This window comes from Streptomyces sp. NPDC001530 (assembly GCF_042894545.1).
Classification (GTDB): domain Bacteria; phylum Actinomycetota; class Actinomycetes; order Streptomycetales; family Streptomycetaceae; genus Streptomyces.
The window spans coordinates 317,291-335,176 of record NZ_JBIAVS010000011.1 but is presented as its reverse complement, the minus strand read 5'-3'; the positions used below and the strand labels follow the sequence as shown (position 1 = coordinate 335,176).

The window sequence follows — 17,886 nt, the reverse complement described above, 5'->3', positions numbered from 1 at the left end:
GCGCTCAGGAGATGTCGGGTTCGGGTGTGTCGGTGTTCGTGTCATCGGGCAGGGGTGTCGGCAGCTCCGTGGTCTCGGAATCGCTGGGCACGGGGTTCGAGGTCGTAGGCGCGGGCGGGGTCGTGGACTCCGGGGTGTACGAGCCTGTGGTCGAGGAACCGACCGCCTCCCCCGAGATGGTCGCGGTGATCGTGCTTCCCTCGGAGGTCACGGCGGTCAGCTGCCCAGTGAACGGCCCCGGCTCCGATGCGGTGTGCTCGAGCTCTACCTGGCAGCTGCCGCCGGGCGGCACCTCGACGCCGGAGCAGCCGTCCTGGGTGATCGATGTCTCCCCGGTGTCCGTGGTGGCGACGATGTCCTGGAGGGTCATGGGCTGATTGGTGGTGCTGACGAAGTCCACCTTCCCACCGGCCGGCTCGCCCACCTTCGCGGTCGGCACGTGGATCGCCGAAGCGGATCCCCCTCCGGAGTCGCTGCCCGGGAACAGCGAGGCCAGCGTGGCGCCGGCATCGGCCGGGGTCGTCTCCCCTGACCCGGTTTCCTGGGACCCGGTCTCCTCGGTGCCGGTCGGCTGCGGAGCGGTCTGCTGTGTCGATCCACCGCCAGTCTCATCGTTCTTACATGCCGCCGTCGCCACCAGCGCGACGATCACCGCTGCCGCGGCAAGGCCACGGGCCATCGCAGACGTCATGGCGTCGGCACCTCCATTCCCGGTCGGCTCGGCCCTCAACCTCGCATACGAATCACGGGAAGCCGCGGGCGCCGCTCGGTGACACAGCGCGATCACTCGAAAGGCCTGGGCTTGATCCGCTTTGGCGGACACCTGAGATCAGGGGTTCTGCCCCGGAAGGATGTCCGTAATGGAGAGCACGGGGAAGAAGAAGCCTCGGCCTCGCCGTTCGTTCACGCCGGAGTTCAAGGCCGAGATCGTCGAGCTGTGCCGGCGCGGCGACCGCTCGGTCGGCCAGGTCGCCAAAGACTTCGACCTGACCAAGACCGCGCTGCGGCTGCGGGTCAGTCAGGCCGAGGTCGACGCGGGCGAGCGCGGTCGAGATCGACCGGCCCAAGCGACCGGCACGCCGCAACGGCGCCAAAATCGATGAGCTGGACGCGGTCCGCGCCGGCCGCGAGGCCCTGGCCCGGGAACATCTGGCCCAGCCCCGCCGCCGCGGCGACCGTGAAGCCATGCGGGTACTGCTGACCACCCGTCAAGGCACCGTGGTCGCACGCACGAAGGCGATCTGCCAGCTCAAGGCTCTTCTCGTCGGAGCGCCGCAACAGCTGCGGCAGCACTTCCGCGGCATGACCACCGACCAACAACTGGAACGCTGCACACGGCTTCGCACCGTGCCGAGCCACAGCGCCGAACACCGTGCCACCGTCCGGGCCTTGCGCATCAGCGCCCGCCAGGCCCTGTTCCTCGAGGCCCAAGCGGCGGACCTCGAGACCGAGCTGGAAGAACTGGTGCTGGACGCGGCGCCGGCGCTGCTGGAACAACCCGGCGTGGGCGTCGTCTCCGCTGCACAGATCATCATCTCCTGGTCCCACCCCAGGCGATTGCGCAGCGAAGCCGCGTTTGCGTCCCTGGCCGGGGCAGCCCCGATCCCCGCCAGCTCCGGTCAGATCACCCGACACCGCCTGAACCACTCCGGTGACCGCCAGCTGAACCGGGCACTCCACACCATCGTGCTGTCCCGGCTGCAGCACCACGCCCCCACCAGGGCTTATGCGGCCCGCCGCACAGCCGAGGGCAAAACCGCCCGCGACATCAAACGGTGCCTGAAACGAGCCGTCGCGCGACAAGTGTTCCGTCTGCTCGAGTCCACCGCACCACCTCAGGACGCAGGAGACCCTCAGCCAGACGACCGTGCCCAACCTCACGTGTCCGCCGCACCCGGTTCCGACGCTACCCCGCCCCCGCCCGCATGCAGCAGATCACCCCGACTTGACCCCGTGCTTCCACACGACCAGCATGCACAACAGCGGGGAAGGCCGCCTCTGTCGACGCCCCAGGCGTCTGACCTAAAGAATCATGTCCCTCGAGGACTCGTGAGGGACCTTCCCCGCCCCACTCCCACCTCTTGACAGACCATAGGAGTCGTCCGTTCACCTGCGGTGACGCCTCGCAGGCGTGAAAATCGGTAGGGGGCTGTCTGCCGACGCCGCTTGATGTTTGGGCTGTGAGCCCGCATAGGAGTCTGGTGAGGGAGCCGTCCGAGGGGCCGCACACTGTCGCCTCGAGCACGCCGATCAGCTTCTCCGTTCCCCTCAAGGCTCCCCGGACAGCCCCGCCCGCACGACTGCAACAGGGGGCACATCATGGAGGAGTTGAGAGAAGACCACGACGACGGAACGGTCGCGCGGGTCGCGGCGATCGACATCGCCAAGGCATCCGGAATGGTCTGCCTGCGCGTCCCGCACGACACCATCGAGGGCCGCCGCGTCCAGAAGGTCTGGACCGTCGCCTCGACCACGAACGCGATCCTCGAACTCGGCGACACGCTCATCTGCCAGGGTGTCGAGCGGGTGGTGATGGAGGCGACAGGCTCGTACTGGCGCCCGTTCTTCTACCTGCTGGATGCCCGGGGCCTGGAGTGCTGGCTGGTCAACGCGCGGGACGTGAAGAACGTCCCCGGCCGGCCGAAGACCGACAAGCTGGACGCGGTCTGGCTGGCCAAACTCGCCGAACGCGGCATGGTCCGCGCCTCGTTCGTGCCACCGAAACCCGTGCGGCAGCTGCGGGACTTCACCCGCACCCGCACCGTGTTCGTCCAGGAACGCACCCGGCACAAGCACCGGGTGGACAAGGCTCTGCAGGACGCGCAGATCAAGCTGTCCGGTGTCGTCTCGGACCTGTTCGGCATGTCGGGCCGGGCCATGCTCGACGCCCTGGTCGCCGGCGAACGCAACCCCCGCACCCTGGCGGAGCTCGCCAAGGGCAACCTGGTCAAGAAGAAGGCCGCCCTCGCGGAGGCTCTGACCGGGCAGTTCGAGGACCACCACGCCCGGCTGCTGCGGGTACTGCTGGGCACCGTTGACCATCTCACCGCACAGATCGACGCTCTCGACCGGCTCATCGTCCAGACCCTGCAAGAGATCACCACCCCGCACGACGGCCCGCGAACGGGAACGGGGCCCACGGTTGGTGCGAGTGCGCGGATCGTGGCCGAGAAACTGGACGCTGTCCCCGGTATCGGGCCAGCCTCCGCGCAGATCATTCTCGCCGAGATCGGCACCGACATGAGCCGCTTTCCCACCCCTGAACACCTGGTGTCCTGGGCGAAGTTATGCCCGCGGACGATCCAGTCCGGGGCGAAGAACACCACGGGCCCGGCCGGGCAGGGCAACCCCTGGCTCAAGGGCGCCCTCGGCGAGGCCGCCAACGCCGCCGCCCGCACAGACACCTTCCTCGGCGCCCGCTACCGCCGCATCGTCAAACGCCGCGGCCACGCCAAAGCCCTGGTCGCAGTCGCCCGCTCGATACTCGTCATCAGCTGGCATCTGATCAACGACCCGGACGCCTCCTACCAGGAACTCGGCGCCGACTGGCACCAGCGCCGCCTCAACCCCGCCCGCAGAACCCGTGACCTCGTCCGCCAGCTCCAGGCCCTCGGCCACCAGGTCACCCTCGCCCCCACAACCGTCTGACCGACCCCCGTCCGATCCCGACATCCGGTCCGCAAGCGGCCCGGATGCTGCCGCCTGCCCACCAGGAGATCGATTTTCCGATCAGCATCATTGCCCAGGCCCTCGGGCACCTCTCCATCCGGCAGGGAGCGAATGTCCGCTTCGCCAAGACCAGCCAGATCCTGGCCGAGCTGGCCGGCGGCCATGCGGACCGCACCTGGGACCGGCGGATGCGCGAACTCAGCCGCACCGACCTGCTCATTCTCGACGACTTCGCCATGCGCCGGCTGATCGCACCGCAGGCCGACGACCTCTACGAACTCGTCTCTGAACGGCAGGGCCGGTCCCTGATCGTCACCAGCAACCGGGCGCCCAGCGACTGGTATCCCCGCAACCTCAACCCCGTCATGGCCGAGTCCCTCCTGTACCGGCTGATCAACGCCAGCCACCAGGTCATCCTGAACGGCCCCAGCTACCGGCCGAACAAGCACCCCAAGACTCCCCCCGACAAACCCCGCAGGACTCCCACCAGTTAGACCGCCTCGATTCATCCGACGACACCCCGGGGAAACCGACTCCCGGACAACGGGAGACTCCCCGGGGCAAGTTGACCATCGAGCACGGGGCCCGGCCGTCTGCTGAATAACGGCCGGGCCCACGACAAGCAGGACGGGCACCATGACGGGGGCCTGAGCTGATCGATGCGACCGTCAGCCTGCGGACGTCGTTTCCTGGCGGCGTTGAGCGAGTTCCACGCAGATCACGACTACCCAACACCATGGTTTGTCACCGACGTTGACGCACCAGCCCTGACAGACGCCGCAGCCTTCGCCGCCTACGTGGCAAGCGTGCTGAGCGAACGGGACGAAACAGCCGGGCGAGCGGATTGGTTCGTGCCGATGACGACGCTGTGGTGGGCCGAGGGCCAACAGATGCTGGGCAGGCGACCATCCGCCACCATCTGACCACGGCCCTGGAGAAGACCGGCGGCCACATCGGTTACGACGTGCGACCCAGCGCGCGGCGCCAGGGACACGCAACCGCGGCCCTCGCCGCAGCGTTGCCGATCGCCCGTTCGCTCGACATCAGGCAGGCCCTCGTGACCTGCGACGAGACGAATTCCCCGTCCCAGTGTGTGATCGAAGCGAACGGGGGCCGGTTCAACGACAGGGTCGGTGACAAGCGCCGCTACTGGGTGCCGACGTCCTAAGACATCGACACCTTCGGGCGCGCCCCCTCACTCCCTTCCCCTCAGTGCCTACGTCGCGCGCCCTTCAGGCCCTCTCCGCGGATGCGGCCCTACGGGTGTCCCAGCCAGAGGTCGGGGCCGAAGACCTCGTAGTGGATCGCTTCCGCGGGCACGCCGCAGCGCAACAGGTCGCCACGGACCGCGCGCATAAAGGGCAGCGGACCGCACAGGTAGGCGGTCAGCCCCGCCGGGAGTTCCAGGCCGCCCACGTTCGCCTGACCGGTCTCCGCCTCCGGCACCTGGTCGCCGGGCACCTCGTACCACAGGTGGAACCGCGCGGCCGGCAGCGCCCGCACCAGCCCGAGCTGCTCATCGCGGTGCGCATGGTCGGCCGGCGAGCGGTCGGCGTGGACCGCGACGATGGGGCGACCCGAGCCAGTGGAGGCGAGGTGGTCGAGCATGGCCAGCATGGGTGTGTTGCCGATCCCCGCGGACGCCAGCAGCAGCGGGCCGTTGCTCTCCGGCAGGACCAGGTCGCCGAACGGCGCGGACACGGTGAGCTCGTCGCCCGACCGCGCGTGCTCGTGGAGCCACGACGAGACTTCGCCGTCCGGCTTCGCCGCGTCGCGGACGCGCTTGACGCTGATCCGCCAGTGCGGCTGGTCGGGGGCGGCCGAGAGGCTGTACTGGCGTATCTGTCGGGCGCCGTCGGGCAGATCCACCTGGACGCTGACGTACTGCCCCGGCCGGAAGGACGCGGCCGGGCGGCCGTCAGCGCGCCGCAGGAGGAACGAGACGACGTCGGGCGTCTCCTGGCGCCGTTCCACGATCTCCATGCGCTGCCAGACGTCGCCCTCCGCGGCGCCCGCCTCCTGGTAGAGGCGCGCCTCGATGGCGATCAGGGCGTTGGCCATCAGCCAGTAGACCTCGTCCCAGGCCGCGGCGACCTCGGGGGTGACCGCTTCGCCGAGCACCTCGGCTATCGCCGCGAAGAGGTGGCGGTGGACGATCTTGTACTGGTCGGAGGTGATGCCGAGGGAGGCGTGCTTGTGCGCGATCCTCGCCAGCATCGCGTCAGGGCGGGCGTCCGGCTTCTCCAGCAGCAGTCCCGCGAACGCCGCGATGGACCCGGCGAGTGCCTTCTGCTGCTCTCCGTTGGCCTGGTTGCCGCGGTTGAACAGGTCGCGCAGCAGCTCTGGGTGAGCGTCGAACAGCTTGTGGTAGAAGAGCTCGGCGATGTCGCCGATGGCGGCGCCGACCACCGGAAGGGTGGTCCGAATGACGGGGGTGGACTGCTCGGAGAGCACAACGCCTCCTTAATTGGTAGATGATTTGCGCATTTAAGTGCGAGCCGGCGCACGCCGGGGTGCGGGTGGCTTACTCCGGAGGGCGCCCGACGAGTCCGACCAGCACAGGTCCGGTGGGCGAGGCCACCAGGTCGGAGACGGTCAGCGGGTCGAGGGAGGCGTAGAACGCCTCTTGGGCGTCGCGCAGTGCCCGCCGCAGGCGGCAGGCTCCTCGCAGGGGACACGGCGGGTCACCCTCGCAATCGACGACCTCGCCCTCACCCTCGAGCTCCCGCACCAGCCAGCCCACCGAGGCCCGCCGACCGAGGTCGGTCAGGGCCAGTCCGCCGCCGCGGCCTCGCCGGGCCTCCACCACTCCCAGGTGCTGGAGGCGCGTGATCGCCTTGGCCACGTGCGCGTACCGCACATCCATGGCCTCGGCCACCTCGCGCGTGGTCAAAGCGTCGCCGTCGGCAGAAACCGCCAGGCGCATCACGGAACGCAGCGCCAGGTCGGTGAACTTGGTCAATCGCACAGCCGAACGCTATCAAATACGCATGTTAGATTCCTATTTAAGGGACGCCTGTGGCCGAGTGGAATGCGTCACGGACGTGCCGGATACGGCGTTGGCTCCCCCGAAAATCCCGCCCTCCAGCGGTGGACGACGCACATCGGACGGTGGCACCTGATGAATGTGGAAGACAGCGGCTGTCCGGCTCCGGACGGCGGCGCGCCGGTCCCCCGGGCTCTGTTCGACACCCAAACGCTGGAGGCGCTGGACTGGGCATCAGCCGGTGCGGTGTGGCGGCTGGCCGAACCCGGTCGGCAACTCGACGCCAATGTCGTCCGCATCCCGCCCGAGCGGCGCGTCGACACCCATACCGAACCGGACCTCGACGTCCTCCTGCTGGTCGTCACCGGAGACGGCATCCTGGTCACCTCCGACGGACCACTCCCCCTGAGCGCAGGCACCCTCACCTGGCTGCCGCACGGCTCCACCCGCGCCCTCGTCGCGGGCGAGCGGGGCATGTCGTACCTGACTGTCCACCAGCGCCGGCCCGGCATGCAGATCCAGCCCGTCGGAAGCCGGGATCCCGCCCCCGGCCGGCGCCAGCCCTGAACCGGGCCAGCCCCCGTAGCGGGGTAACGAGACCGACAACGATGGTGAACGGCTCGGAGTGCCCTGATGTCGTCGAAGAAGTCGAAGAAGTCGGGCACTTCGGCGGCTTTGGGAGTCTTTGGCCGACTCAACGTGGAATCCCGTTCTTTACCGACCTTGGATCCGTACGCTTCGGGGGCGACCGTAGCCGGCACGTCACGTACGCGTCCGTGACGTGCCCAGACGGCGAACGGGGCGCGGCTGTCAGCGGTGGAGACCCCTGCGGAGACCAGGACTCCACGGCACAGCCGGGGCCGTCGGCCACCCGGCCCTCAAGTCGCTTGCTCCTGCCGCAGGCAGATCCGCTTTGCCGCCCACCGCAGCCTCTTCGCCAACGGCCCATGTCGACGGATCCGCATCTGCCAGCGGTCACGAGCGCGGCAGCGCACCCGGCGTGCCGCAGCCGGTGTGTGCCGGCCTCGGCTCCGCCCTGCTCGCCACCGGAGTCACCGCCACCATCTGGCGACGCCGCCGCATGCAGCGCCGCCGCCTGCGCCCGGGGCGGCTGATCCCGCTGCCCACCGGGGCTACCGCCCGCACCGAGGAGGGGATCGCGATGAGCCACGGAGCGGTTCGAGGAGGCTGGGCTCCACCTGAATAATCGGTGTCTGCGATCGCGTCCGCCCCGGTAGCGTCGCCGCCGTGACTCCAGCAGATCTCGCGGCCGTCATCTCCGACGGCGTACACACGGCCATCCAGTCCGGAAGCATCTCAGCAGAGGTGCCCGAGGAGATCCGCGTGGAGCGCCCCCGCCACCGCCGCCATGGCGACTACTCGACCAACGTCGCCATGCAACTCGCCAAGTCCGCGGGTCTGCCCGCCTGCGCCATCGCCGAGGTGCTGGCCCCGCTGGTGGGCGCGGCCGCCGGAGTTGCGAAGGCCGAGGTCGCGGGCCCTGGGTTCCTGAACATCACGCTGGAGAGCGCGGCGATCGGCGCCCTGGCGCGCGACATCGTCCTGGCCAGTGACGCCTATGGCCGTACGGACCGGCTCGGCGGCCTTCGGCTCAATTTGGAGTTCGTCTCGGCGAACCCCACCGGGCCGGTGCACATCGGAGGGGCCCGGTGGGCGGTCGTGGGCGACGTGCTCGCCCGGCTGCTCGAGGCAGCGGGCGCAGACGTATCGCGGGAGTACTACTTCAACGATGCCGGCGTGCAGATCGACCGGTTCGCCCGCTCGCTGCTCGCCGCGGCGCAGGGCTCGCCGGTGCCCGAGGACGGATACAGCGGCGCTTACATCGAGGAGATCGCCGCCGCGGTGCTGCGTCGGCAGCCCGGGGCCCTGGAACTGCCGGAGTCCGAGGCCCTCGCAGTCTTCCGGACTGAGGGCACGGCGCTGATGTTCGACGAGATCAAGACATCGCTCGCCGCGTTCGGTACCCGCTTCGACGTCTACTTCAACGAGAAGGACCTGCACGACCAGGGGGACCTGGCCGCCGCTGTCGCCCGCCTGCGGGAGGGCGGTCACGTCTTCGAGGACGAGGGCGCGGTGTGGCTGCGCACCACGGACTTCGGTGACGACAAGGACCGGGTCCTGGTGAAGAGCGACGGGTCCTGGACGTACTTCACCGCGGACTGCGCGTACTACCTCAACAAGCGGTCCCGGGGCTTCGAGCGGGTCGTCATCATGCTCGGCGCCGACCACGCGGGCTATGTGGGCCGGATGCGAGCCATGGCGGCCTGCTTCGGTGACGACCCGGACACGCACCTGGAGATCCTGATCGGCCAGCTGGTCAACCTGGTCCAGGACGGGGAGCCGGTCCGGATGAGCAAGCGGGCGGGCACGGTCGTCACCCTCGACGACCTGGTCGAGGCGGTCGGCGTGGACGCCGCGCGGTACGCGCTCGTGCGGGCCAGCGTGGACGCAATGATCGACCTCGACATCGACCTGCTCACCCGGCAGTCGAACGACAACCCCGTCTACTACGTCCAGTACGCGCACACGCGGCCGTGCGCCGTACAGCGCAGGGCGGAGGAAGCCGGGATCGGGAAGGGCGCGCCGGAGGACTTCGACCCCTCTCTGCTCTCCCACGAGCGGGAGGCCGACCTGCTGGGCATGCTGACCGAGTTCCCACAGGTCGTGGCCACCGCGGCCACGCTGCGCGAGCCGCACCGGGTGGCGCACTACCTGGAGCAGCTGGCCGGCACGTACCACCGCTTCTACGACGCCTGCCGGGTCCTGCCGCGGGCCGGCGAGGCCCCGGACGACCGCACCCGGGCCCGGCTGTGGCTGACGGACGCCAGCAGGCTGGTGCTGCGCAACGGGCTGCAGTTGCTCGGGGTCTCGGCACCGGAACGGATGTGAGCGGACGACCGCTGACCACCCAGTAGCGCGCTCAGTCACCTCCTGCGGGCGCGCGCCCGCTACGGCTGGCCAGTGGTGTCGGAGGCGGGCGGCCGCAGTTCCAGGAGCTGAGCTTCCAGGTCGGCGATTCGCTTGTCGGCGAACCGGAGGTTGCTGCGGGAGCCTTCGACGCGTTCTTGCGGGAGCCGGTGCTCGCGGGTGAGTTGCTGGACTCGGTGCTCAAGGTTGGTGTTCTCGCTCACCAGGGCCTGGACGGACTCGCCGGGCACCGTTTGGCCGAAGTCCCGCAGGCATCCCATCAACTCGCCGATCCGCTGGCGCTCGGTGAAGATCTCCTTCTGGGCGCGGGCGAGTTCGGCCTCGGCGTTCAACGCGCGTTCCCGCCAGGCCGCCTCGATCCGTTCGTGCGTCTCAACGGCGGATTGGTCGTGGCGGCTCCTGCTGTCCGCGATGGCGGCCTGCATGCAGGTGCGCGCCTTCGAGTTCTCGTACAGGAAGGTGGCGAAGACACCAGCCCGGGCAGCGATGGCGCGGCGTGTCGGCCGCGCTCTCGGCGCAGCTGCGCGATGGCGGCCTCGACCTGGACGAGTTTGTGCCGAGTCTGCTCCTGGCGGGCGGCGAGGGCGGCGGCCGTGGTCATGTTTCCTCTGGCTCCTCGGGCTCTTCCGGGTCGTCCTGGCTTTGGGCCAGCTCCGCAGCGCGAAAGGCAGAGCTCCACACGCGGCCGAAGAAGTCCTGCGGCCGGCGCAGGTCCAAGGCTCGGGCCTCCTCCAGCAGGCCGACCGCCGCGAGGGCCTTCTCAAAGCCGTCGACCGCCCGGGCGGTCGGCTCGACCACCTGGTGCAGCTAGTCGGCGGTCGTGCTGTTCGGGGGCGCGCTCGGCTAGCAGGCGCCACTGCTCGCGCTTGCGGTGCCAGTAGACGAGGTCGGCGCCGGACACGGGGCATGGGCTCGCCGCCGGAAAGCAGGAGTCCGGGTTCGGCGGAGCCGGGGCCGGCCACCCATACCGCCTCCAGAGCCGCATTCAGTCTGGGGTTGTTGTGTGCCAGGTGGACGTGGTGCTCGGCCATCTCGCGGGAGAGCTGGCCCAGGTAGCGCTTGACGTGCACCAGGTCGGCACCGTTCTTCAACAGGTTCGTCGCCAGCGTGTGGCGGGCCTGGTGCAGCACTACGGTCCGACCTGCAGCGTTTCCATCCACTCCCGGAAGGAATCCGCGAACCACTCGTAGCTGACGCCCGTGTGCCGGCCCGGGTTGCGCATCCGGCTGGGGAACAGCACCAGCCGGCGGCGCTCCTGGGCGGTTGGGGGGCGGCCGTAGCGCCCGGCGAAGCGGGTACGAGTCTTGGCCTGGCGTTGCTCGATGCGGGCGGAGAGCCGGTCGGGGATGCGGATGGCCTGATCGTAGTTGCCGACCTTGGTCTGGTCGTGCCAAAACAGCGCCAGCCCGTTCAGCCGGGAGATGCACTCGTAGCGCACCTGAAGCACCTCGTTGACGCGGCGTCCGGTCGCATGGCTGGCCGCCCACCCCGGAGTGGACATCAACTGCCGGGACCGGGCCGGGCTTATGCATCACGCCAGTGGGGAGTCGATGCGTGGATGAGCCTGCGGCTCATCAGGTCGCTCACGGTGTGGTGGATCACGGCTTCGGCTTCGGAGCGGTGGGGGTGGGGTTCCGGTCCAACGACATCCTTCATAGTCCCGCCAACGGTGCTGGTCACGTCGCGCCCTACGGCGGTGTGAGTGAGTGAGCACTTCAGTCGGCAAACCGTGCGTTGGCGGGGCTGGCGTCGGTGGTGCCGGGTAGCGTGCCGGGCGTGAGTATGTGGATCTACTTCCAAGGACTCGAATCCTCCGAGCTGCCTGAGAACGCGGAGGGCTTTGAGGCCCTATTCGACGTGGAGTTCGACGAGCTGCGCCGGCGGGTCCGGGCAGGTGAGGCAGTATGGCTGGAGAGCGGCTTCTTCCAGCTCAACGAGCTTTACTGGCCCCGGTCGGAGCCGGGTGGTGACCGAGAGCTCCCCGTCTTCGGTGGCCGGCACATACCGGAACCTGGCGGCGGCCCGGGCCATGTGGCGCTCGACCCACCGGACGTGGCGCGCACGGCGGCGTACCTGGAGAGGGTGTCGTTCCCCGACCAGTGGCAGGAGTGGCGGCAACTGCCCTCGTCAGAGCCGGATGAGGAGCTGCGGGAGCGCCTGGCTCAGTACCACGAGGACCTACGGTCCTTCTACGGCAGATCCGCGGAACGGGGCTGGGCAGTGGCCAAGCACTTCTCTTTCTGACCTGCCCGGGATTCCCAAGTGGCTGGTTCCAACGATCACTCAGTTGGCCAGTCCAAGCGCTCACTGGCCTTCTCGGCGGCGGTCAGCGGCTTGTTCCGCGACGCCTGCGCTACCGCGCACCTCGGTCGGCCGTGTCGCGGCGGGGGTCAGCGGGAGGTGAGGGGGGTTTCGGACTCAACGCGGGTGAGCTTTTCGGGGTTGCGGACGTAGTAGAGGCCGGTGACGCGGGCGTTCTCCACGCGGAAGGCCAGCACGCCGTCGATCACGCCGTCCACGCGCAGGATGAGTCCGGGGTTGCCGTTGACCGTCGTGGGCTCACTGGTGAAGGTGCCGCCGGCCTTGTCGACACTGCCGGCCATGTAACGGAGCACCTTGTCGGCGCCGACGACCGGCCGCAAGGCCGCCAGCTTGAGGCCGCCGCCGTCGCTGACGAAAACAACGTCCGGGGCGAGTACGTCGAGCAGCCCCTGCAGGTCCCCGGTCACGAGCGCGGACTGGAACGAATTCAACGCTGCCCGGGTTTCTTCTGGGGAAGCCGGTGTGCGCGGCCGGCGGGCGTCGACGTGTTGGCGGGCGCGGTAGGCGATCTGGCGTGTGGCGGCGGGGCTCTTGTCGATCGCGGCCGCGATGTCGTCGTAGCCGATGTCGAAGACCTCGCGCAGCACGAAGACGGCGCGTTCGGTCGGTGAGAGGGTTTCGAGGATGAACATGAGTGCCAGCGACAGGTTCTCGGACAGTTCGACGTCCTCGGCCACGTCCGGCGCGGTGAGCAGGGGCTCGGGCAGCCAGGAGCCGACGTAGGCCTCCTTGCGCCGTTTGAGGGTGCGTAGCCGGTTGAGTGCTTGCCGGGTCGTGATCCGTACCAGGTAGGCGCGCTGGTCCTGCACCTGCTCCAGGTCGACCTTGACCCACCGCAGCCAGGCCTCCTGGAGGACGTCCTCGGCGTCCGCCGCCGATCCGAGCATCTCGTACGCGACGGTGAACAGCAGGTCGCGGTGGGCGACGAAGGCCTCGGTCGCGGGGTCGGTGACGTGGTCGTTCATGTCGTGCGCTTCACTTTCTCGTGGTTGGCCCCATGTGCCGGAAGCAGGCCGTAAAGAACATGTACCCGGTCCGATGACGGGGTTGTCGGCAGCAACCTCCCCACTGATCAGGCCACGTGGGGTGGGGGGCTGGTGGGATGGCGCCCCGGCGCCCGGCCATGGCATACGAGGCCGCGGCGTTGGGTGCTTGTCACTCCGGCTCAGTCCTTCTTGGGCCGGACCGGTCGGTCCGGCCCAAGAAGGGGACTTGGCGGCTAGGCCGCGCGCCGGGTGTCGGGCGGCGTCGTGGGGTGTTCCGGCTGAGGCGTTTCCAGGCGGTCGGTGCTGTCGCCGTGGGATCCGCGGGAACTGGCCTTGCGTGCCCCGGACACCAACTTATTGAGGGTGAACCGGCAGGCGATCTCCTTGACGCCGGCACCGGGCCGCCCGCTGATGCGGAGCGCGTTCACCTTGTCGTTCGGGTAGGAGAACTGGGTGACGCCCTCGTTTCGGCCGAGGCTGAGGCACTGCCCGGCGAAGAACATCCGGACGGGAGCGGGTGTTTTCCCCGCGATCCGGCGCAGGATCGTGTCGGCGGCCGCCGGGCCCAGCTGCACGGCGGCCTGGCAGCTCATCCGGAACGGCTGGTCCGTCATCACCGCCGCGTCCCCAGCGGCGACGATGCGCACGTCGTCCACACTGGTCAGCGTCGCGTCGGTGACCAGACGGCCTTCGGCGTCGGTGCGCAGCCCGCTGCGGGCGGCCAGGTCCGGGACACGGAATCCCGCGGTCCAGATCGTCACCGCGCTGGGCAGCTCGCGGCCGTCGTCGAGCTGTACGGCGTCCTGTGTCACTTCCGTCACCCGCGTGCGGGGACCTTCGAGGACGGTCACACCCAGCTTGGCGAGCCGGCGGGCGACCGGGCGGCGGACCCGGGCATGCAGGGAGGGGCCGAGCACGTCGCCGCAGACCAGGGTGACCTTGTGACCCGCTTCCGCCAGCTCGGCAGCGGTCTCCAGGCCGGTCGGGCCGGCCCCGACCACGGTCACCGGAGCCGACGCGGGCGTCGCGGCCAGCGCTGACCGCAGTCGTTCCGCCCCCTCGAGGTCCGACACCCAATGAGCGAACTCCGCCGCTCCGGGCACGCCGGGATCGGCGGCGCCGCTGCCCACCGCGTAGACGAGGTAGTCGTATGAGACCGTGCCACCGCCCGCCAGCGACACCTGGCGGGCGGCAGCGTCGATCCGGGTCGCGGTGTCGACCACCAGCCGGACGTTCCCGCCCAGAACCTCACCGAAGCCCTCGACCGCGTCATCGGAGCCGGTCACGAGCTGGTGCAGGCGGATCCGCTCGACAAAGTTGGGACGCGGATTGACCAGGGTCACCGACACGCCATCGCGCCGAGCCAGGCTATTGGCCGCCGTCACGCCCCCGTACCCGCCGCCGATCACGACTACCTCGACGTTCCCGTTCATCATGTCTCCCTTGCGTTATGGACTCGGCATGGAGACACCAGCCGCCCATCCGGTGTAACAGCTCGCGGATGAGACGTAGCGCACATCGGACGCGGCGGAAACGCCGCCCCTTCCGCCGCGAGTGGCGTAACGCGGCCCTGACGAGGTCGGGCAGGGGCCGGGGATTCTCGCGGTAGTGGGCGAGTGGAGCCCAGCCCGCTGTATTCGGCCTGACACGGCTCGGTGGTGACCGCGCGGGCGACATCCATGGAGCCGACCGACGGGCACGACGTGGTGCCGGCCCCGTTCCTTCAGCCTGAGCCGGGGCGGCGCTGCGGCCGTGACCGGCATCGGCCACGGTCACCTGCCCGGCAGCCTCCCCTGCGGGGTCGTGTCAGGCAACTCAAAGGGGAACAGGCTGCGTTCCGCCGAGTCGGCCCTGTTCTCGTATCGCTACGGCGAACGGACATGTAGCGCTGTGTGACTGCTGTGGTCGTCGTTTCCCCTCGCTGGGCGTTTCGTTGAGCTGAACGAGTGATCTCGGGTGGGGCGGAGGGGTACGGGTGCGGCAGGACTGGGAGCCGGAGGACCTGATCGAGGTCTGGACGCTGCTCGAAGACGACATGAAGCGGGTGCGGACCAAGTCCGGGGCGACCCGGCTCGGGTTCGCGCTGCTGCTGAAGTTCTTTGAGGCGGAGGCCCGGTTCCCGGAGTCGGCCAAGGAGGTGCCGGACGCCGCGGTCGAGTACGTGGCCCAGCAGGTGAAGGTGCCTGCGGAGGCGTGGGCGGACTACGACTGGCAGAGCAAGGCGATCCAGCGGCACCGGGGCATGACCCGGCGCCTGCCCCGAAAAGGGCCCCCGCACTAACAGCTGGACGAAGCAACCAGACCCCACCTCCTGGGACGACGCTGAAGCGCGGAAGGAGCTGGGATGCCGGCTCGTCCTTGAGCATGACTCGCGTCCCCGGCCGGTTTCGCCGCTTTGACCCCGTCGTAGGCCGCCCTGGTCTCGTCCTGGTGTTCCGCCACGGGGAAGAAGCTAACACCCGCGCCGTTCGCAGCCGTTCTCTGGCCGTGTACCGCCCCCCACCTCAAGGCCGTGTCTCTCAACTTCGGCGGACATAGGGGGCTTCGCCGATACTCGTAGACTCGTGATGTGGCATTCATGAGCACCCCGCACTGCTGCTTCCTGTGACCGGAAGACGTTGAGGGCGATGCCGGACGGCGTCGCCCTCCTTGGTGTGCCTGCTGCGTGAACCACGTTCCCGACGCTGCCCGTTCCTTCCTGAGGCAGTGACGCTCTGAGCGCGCGTGCAGGCACGGTCTCTTCCCTTCACCCTTGCCAGGAGTGCCTCGTGCCCGTGTCGCTTCCACCTGCCCTCGAACTGTCCCTCGACCTGCTGCGCTGCCCAACGTGCCGCACGCGCCACCTGCATCCCGACCGCGGCGCACTGCGCTGCCCGGTGGGCCACACCTTCGACATCGCCCGCCACGGCTACGCCGGCCTACTGACGGGCACCCGCGGCACCAGCGGCGACGACGCGGCCATGGCTCGGGCTCGGGACCGATTCCTGTCCACCGGCACCTACGCGCCCATCCGCCAGGCCGTGGCCGGCCTGGCGGCCGACGCCGTGTCTGAACAGGCCACGGTTGTGGACGTGGGGTGCGGCACGGGCTACTACCTGGCCGGCGTACTCGACCGGCTGCCCGGCGCCCGTGGTCTGGGTCTGGACACATCGGTGCGCGCGCTGCGCTCGGCGGCCCGAGCCCACGACCGAGCCGCCGCGACGACCTGGGACGTCTTCCGTCCCTTCCCGCTCGCCGACCAGGTTGCCGATGTCGTGCTGGACGTGTTCGCCCCGCGCAACCCGGCCGAGTTCCACCGCGTGCTGCGCCCGACCGGCCGGTTGATCGTGGTCCGGCCCACCAGGCGGCACCTGGCCGAGCTGCGCGGCCGGGTGCCTGCCATGGTCACGATTGACCCGGTCAAGGAACAGCGCCTGCACCAGGCGCTGGACCCCTTCTTCGATGCCGTCGTTACCGAAGAGGTGGAGTACCTTGCCAGCCTATCCAGGCTAGATGCCCTGGACCTAGTGGCGATGACGCCGAGCGCGCGCCATGTGAGCCGTGCAGACGAACGATGACGGCCTCCTGCCCGATCAGGTCACCGTCTCTGTGCTGGCCACCGCCTACCAGCCTCGGTGACCACGAGCGGGCGCATGCGCCTGCTGACCGATGAACAGCGGGCTCGCCTGGCGCGCTGCCTTCCCCGCAACACGGGGAAGGCAGGGCTGGCTTTGTCCACGAGAACCGACAGCACCTGGACACGAGATTGGGCAGCACCCGAAGCACTGCAGAAATCGAACAGTTCATGGCTTCGGGCAGTGCAGGCCCCTGCCGAGTTGGCAGGGGCCCGCAGCATAAACAGCAGAGGAGCGCCGGGACCTGCCCTCGACGAGCAGCATCCTGGCCAACATGGCTTACCGTCTGCTGGTGGCCTGACGGCCCGGCCTCACTTCAGGTGCCGGGTGAAGAACTGCGCCGCGGCGTCCCCCGCGAACTGCGGGACGCCGGTGTGCCCGCCCATATTGGCGTGCAGGGACTTCTCCTTGGAGCCGAAGGCGTCGAACAGGTCCAGGGCCGCCTGCCGGTCGTTCCCTTCGTCGTCCCACTGCAGCAGGACGTGCAGCGGAATGGTGACCTGGCGGGCCTCCTCGAACATGGCGCGAGGCACGAAACTCCCGGCGAAGAAACCGGCGGCCACGATGCGCGGCTCGACCACCGCAAGGCGAACGCCGATGGAGATCACTCCCCCCGAGTACCCGACCGGGCCGCCGATCTCGGGCAGCGACAGGAGGGCGTCAAGGGCGGCCTGCCATTCCGGGACCGCCTTGTCGACGAGCGGGAGGATGAGGGCGTCGATGATCTCGTCGCTGACCGGCTCGCCGGCTTCCATAGCCCGGCGCAGGTCGGCGCGGGCCTGCTCGGCGGCGGCCCAACGGGGACGTTCACCGCTCCCGGGGAGCTCGATGGTGGCCGCGGCGAAGCCATCCGCCGCGGCGTGCCGGGCCCGCGCCACCAGCCGGGGGTACATCTTGTGCAGTCCGAGCGGGGGGTGGCCGAGCAGGATCAGCGGCGCCGGTGCGGATGCGGATCCGGGCGTCCACAGGATGCCGGGGATCTCGCCGAGGGTGAATGCGCGTTCGAGGACGCCGTCGTCGAGGCGCTGTTCGGAAGTGAAGTGAAGGGCCATGGTCGTGCCTTTCGGGAGTGCTCTTGAACGGCGCTCCCGGACGACCTATCGCCCGACCGTGACCCCGGAGGAGAGCACCCATGTCGATACGTTCACGGGTACCACCTCCTCGTTCTCTCGCACGGCCTCCGCGAAAGTAGCAGGGGCCGCCGTGGTCCGCCAAACGGGTTCTTGCGCGGGCTCCGTGGCCGGATGCCAAGGAGTCGGAACACTACGCAGAGCTACTTGGGGCCTCATCGCGGCTTCCCGAGGCGAGGCCCTGCGACGGCGAAGCGCGCTGGGGGCGCTGTCAGTTCTCGTGAACAAAG

20 protein-coding genes and 1 pseudogene are annotated in these 17,886 nt (G+C 69.4%); 12 read left to right on the top strand and 9 right to left on the bottom strand.

Annotated elements, in window-relative coordinates; translation table 11 throughout:
* Window positions 1–4: 4 nt before the first annotated feature.
* The gene (locus ACFY0T_RS24460; protein WP_388874251.1) at window positions 5–691 is read right to left on the bottom strand and encodes a hypothetical protein; all 687 of its coding nucleotides are present in this window, start codon (window positions 689–691) and stop codon (window positions 5–7) included.
* Window positions 692–860: 169 nt separating this feature from the next.
* Between ACFY0T_RS24460 and ACFY0T_RS24455 the strand changes: the two genes are divergently transcribed.
* The 6 genes from ACFY0T_RS24455 (at window position 861) to ACFY0T_RS24430 (ending at window position 4,837) form a co-directional block, all read left to right on the top strand.
* Window positions 861–1,103: a transposase gene (locus tag ACFY0T_RS24455; protein ID WP_388874248.1), complete on the top strand. Its 243-nt coding sequence runs from the start codon at window positions 861–863 to the stop codon at window positions 1,101–1,103.
* Window positions 1,104–1,185: 82 nt separating this feature from the next.
* A complete protein-coding gene (locus ACFY0T_RS24450; protein ID WP_388874245.1) occupies window positions 1,186–2,085 on the top strand; it encodes a transposase in 900 nt (299 codons plus the stop codon).
* Window positions 2,086–2,319: 234 nt separating this feature from the next.
* On the top strand, window positions 2,320–3,648 hold the full coding sequence (locus ACFY0T_RS24445) for an IS110 family transposase (RefSeq protein WP_388874242.1): 1,329 nt from the start codon (window positions 2,320–2,322) through the stop codon (window positions 3,646–3,648).
* A gap of 44 nt (window positions 3,649–3,692) precedes the next feature.
* Entirely contained in the window at window positions 3,693–4,163 is a 471-nt protein-coding gene (locus ACFY0T_RS24440) for an ATP-binding protein (protein ID WP_388874239.1), read from the top strand.
* Window positions 4,164–4,367: 204 nt separating this feature from the next.
* Window positions 4,368–4,592: a hypothetical protein gene (locus tag ACFY0T_RS24435; RefSeq protein WP_388874374.1), complete on the top strand. Its 225-nt coding sequence runs from the start codon at window positions 4,368–4,370 to the stop codon at window positions 4,590–4,592.
* Window positions 4,538–4,837, top strand: a complete 300-nt coding sequence (locus tag ACFY0T_RS24430) for a GNAT family N-acetyltransferase (RefSeq protein ID WP_388874236.1) — start codon at window positions 4,538–4,540, stop codon at window positions 4,835–4,837. The genes ACFY0T_RS24435 and ACFY0T_RS24430 overlap by 55 nt, the downstream gene beginning before the upstream one ends.
* 89 nt (window positions 4,838–4,926) lie before the next feature.
* On the opposite strand, the gene ACFY0T_RS24425 is transcribed toward ACFY0T_RS24430, so the two are convergent.
* Both ACFY0T_RS24425 and nsrR read right to left on the bottom strand, forming a co-directional pair.
* Window positions 4,927–6,123, bottom strand: coding sequence for a globin domain-containing protein (locus tag ACFY0T_RS24425; protein WP_388874233.1), 1,197 nt, complete (start codon window positions 6,121–6,123; stop codon window positions 4,927–4,929).
* 70 nt (window positions 6,124–6,193) lie between these two features.
* Window positions 6,194–6,637 carry a nitric oxide-sensing transcriptional repressor NsrR gene (nsrR, locus tag ACFY0T_RS24420; protein WP_388874231.1) on the bottom strand — a complete coding sequence of 148 codons (444 nt, stop codon included), beginning with the start codon at window positions 6,635–6,637 and terminating at the stop codon, window positions 6,194–6,196.
* 153 nt (window positions 6,638–6,790) lie between these two features.
* Here nsrR and ACFY0T_RS24415 point away from each other — a divergent pair, with 153 nt between their 5' ends.
* The 3 genes from ACFY0T_RS24415 (at window position 6,791) to argS (ending at window position 9,565) form a co-directional block, all read left to right on the top strand.
* Window positions 6,791–7,222, top strand: coding sequence for a cupin domain-containing protein (locus tag ACFY0T_RS24415; protein WP_388874228.1), 432 nt, complete (start codon window positions 6,791–6,793; stop codon window positions 7,220–7,222).
* A gap of 433 nt (window positions 7,223–7,655) precedes the next feature.
* Complete coding sequence (locus ACFY0T_RS24410) at window positions 7,656–7,862, top strand: hypothetical protein (protein WP_388874226.1); 207 nt, start codon at window positions 7,656–7,658, stop codon at window positions 7,860–7,862.
* Between the two features lie 41 nt (window positions 7,863–7,903).
* Window positions 7,904–9,565, top strand: coding sequence for an arginine--tRNA ligase (argS, locus tag ACFY0T_RS24405; protein WP_388874223.1), 1,662 nt, complete (start codon window positions 7,904–7,906; stop codon window positions 9,563–9,565).
* A gap of 59 nt (window positions 9,566–9,624) precedes the next feature.
* On the opposite strand, the gene ACFY0T_RS24400 is transcribed toward argS, so the two are convergent.
* The 3 genes from ACFY0T_RS24400 to ACFY0T_RS24390 form a co-directional block, all read right to left on the bottom strand.
* The gene (locus tag ACFY0T_RS24400; protein WP_388874220.1) at window positions 9,625–10,029 is read right to left on the bottom strand and encodes a hypothetical protein; all 405 of its coding nucleotides are present in this window, start codon (window positions 10,027–10,029) and stop codon (window positions 9,625–9,627) included.
* A 172-nt stretch (window positions 10,030–10,201) separates the two neighbouring features.
* The gene (locus ACFY0T_RS24395) at window positions 10,202–10,402 is read right to left on the bottom strand and encodes a hypothetical protein (protein WP_388874217.1); all 201 of its coding nucleotides are present in this window, start codon (window positions 10,400–10,402) and stop codon (window positions 10,202–10,204) included.
* 331 nt (window positions 10,403–10,733) lie between these two features.
* Window positions 10,734–11,105, bottom strand: a complete 372-nt coding sequence (locus ACFY0T_RS24390) for a hypothetical protein (RefSeq protein WP_388874214.1) — start codon at window positions 11,103–11,105, stop codon at window positions 10,734–10,736.
* A 275-nt stretch (window positions 11,106–11,380) separates the two neighbouring features.
* On the opposite strand from ACFY0T_RS24390, the gene ACFY0T_RS24385 reads away from it, so the two are divergent.
* On the top strand, window positions 11,381–11,848 hold the full coding sequence (locus tag ACFY0T_RS24385; protein WP_388874213.1) for a hypothetical protein: 468 nt from the start codon (window positions 11,381–11,383) through the stop codon (window positions 11,846–11,848).
* A 146-nt stretch (window positions 11,849–11,994) separates the two neighbouring features.
* On the opposite strand, the gene ACFY0T_RS24380 is transcribed toward ACFY0T_RS24385, so the two are convergent.
* Together ACFY0T_RS24380 and ACFY0T_RS24375 are read right to left on the bottom strand one after the other, a co-directional pair.
* A complete protein-coding gene (locus ACFY0T_RS24380; protein ID WP_388874210.1) occupies window positions 11,995–12,891 on the bottom strand; it encodes an RNA polymerase sigma-70 factor in 897 nt (298 codons plus the stop codon).
* 254 nt (window positions 12,892–13,145) lie between these two features.
* On the bottom strand, window positions 13,146–14,345 hold the full coding sequence (locus ACFY0T_RS24375; protein ID WP_388874354.1) for an NAD(P)/FAD-dependent oxidoreductase: 1,200 nt from the start codon (window positions 14,343–14,345) through the stop codon (window positions 13,146–13,148).
* 542 nt (window positions 14,346–14,887) lie between these two features.
* Between ACFY0T_RS24375 and ACFY0T_RS24370 the strand changes: the two genes are divergently transcribed.
* Together ACFY0T_RS24370 and ACFY0T_RS24365 are read left to right on the top strand one after the other, a co-directional pair.
* Window positions 14,888–15,193 (top strand): DUF4158 domain-containing protein, encoded by a 306-nt coding sequence (locus ACFY0T_RS24370; protein ID WP_388874207.1) that lies wholly within the window; start codon window positions 14,888–14,890, stop codon window positions 15,191–15,193.
* 487 nt (window positions 15,194–15,680) lie between these two features.
* Window positions 15,681–16,530, top strand: a pseudogene (locus tag ACFY0T_RS24365) (methyltransferase domain-containing protein).
* Between the two features lie 307 nt (window positions 16,531–16,837).
* Here ACFY0T_RS24365 and ACFY0T_RS24360 read toward each other — a convergent pair.
* Complete coding sequence (locus ACFY0T_RS24360) at window positions 16,838–17,578, bottom strand: alpha/beta hydrolase (RefSeq protein WP_388874204.1); 741 nt, start codon at window positions 17,576–17,578, stop codon at window positions 16,838–16,840.
* Window positions 17,579–17,886 lie beyond the last annotated feature (308 nt).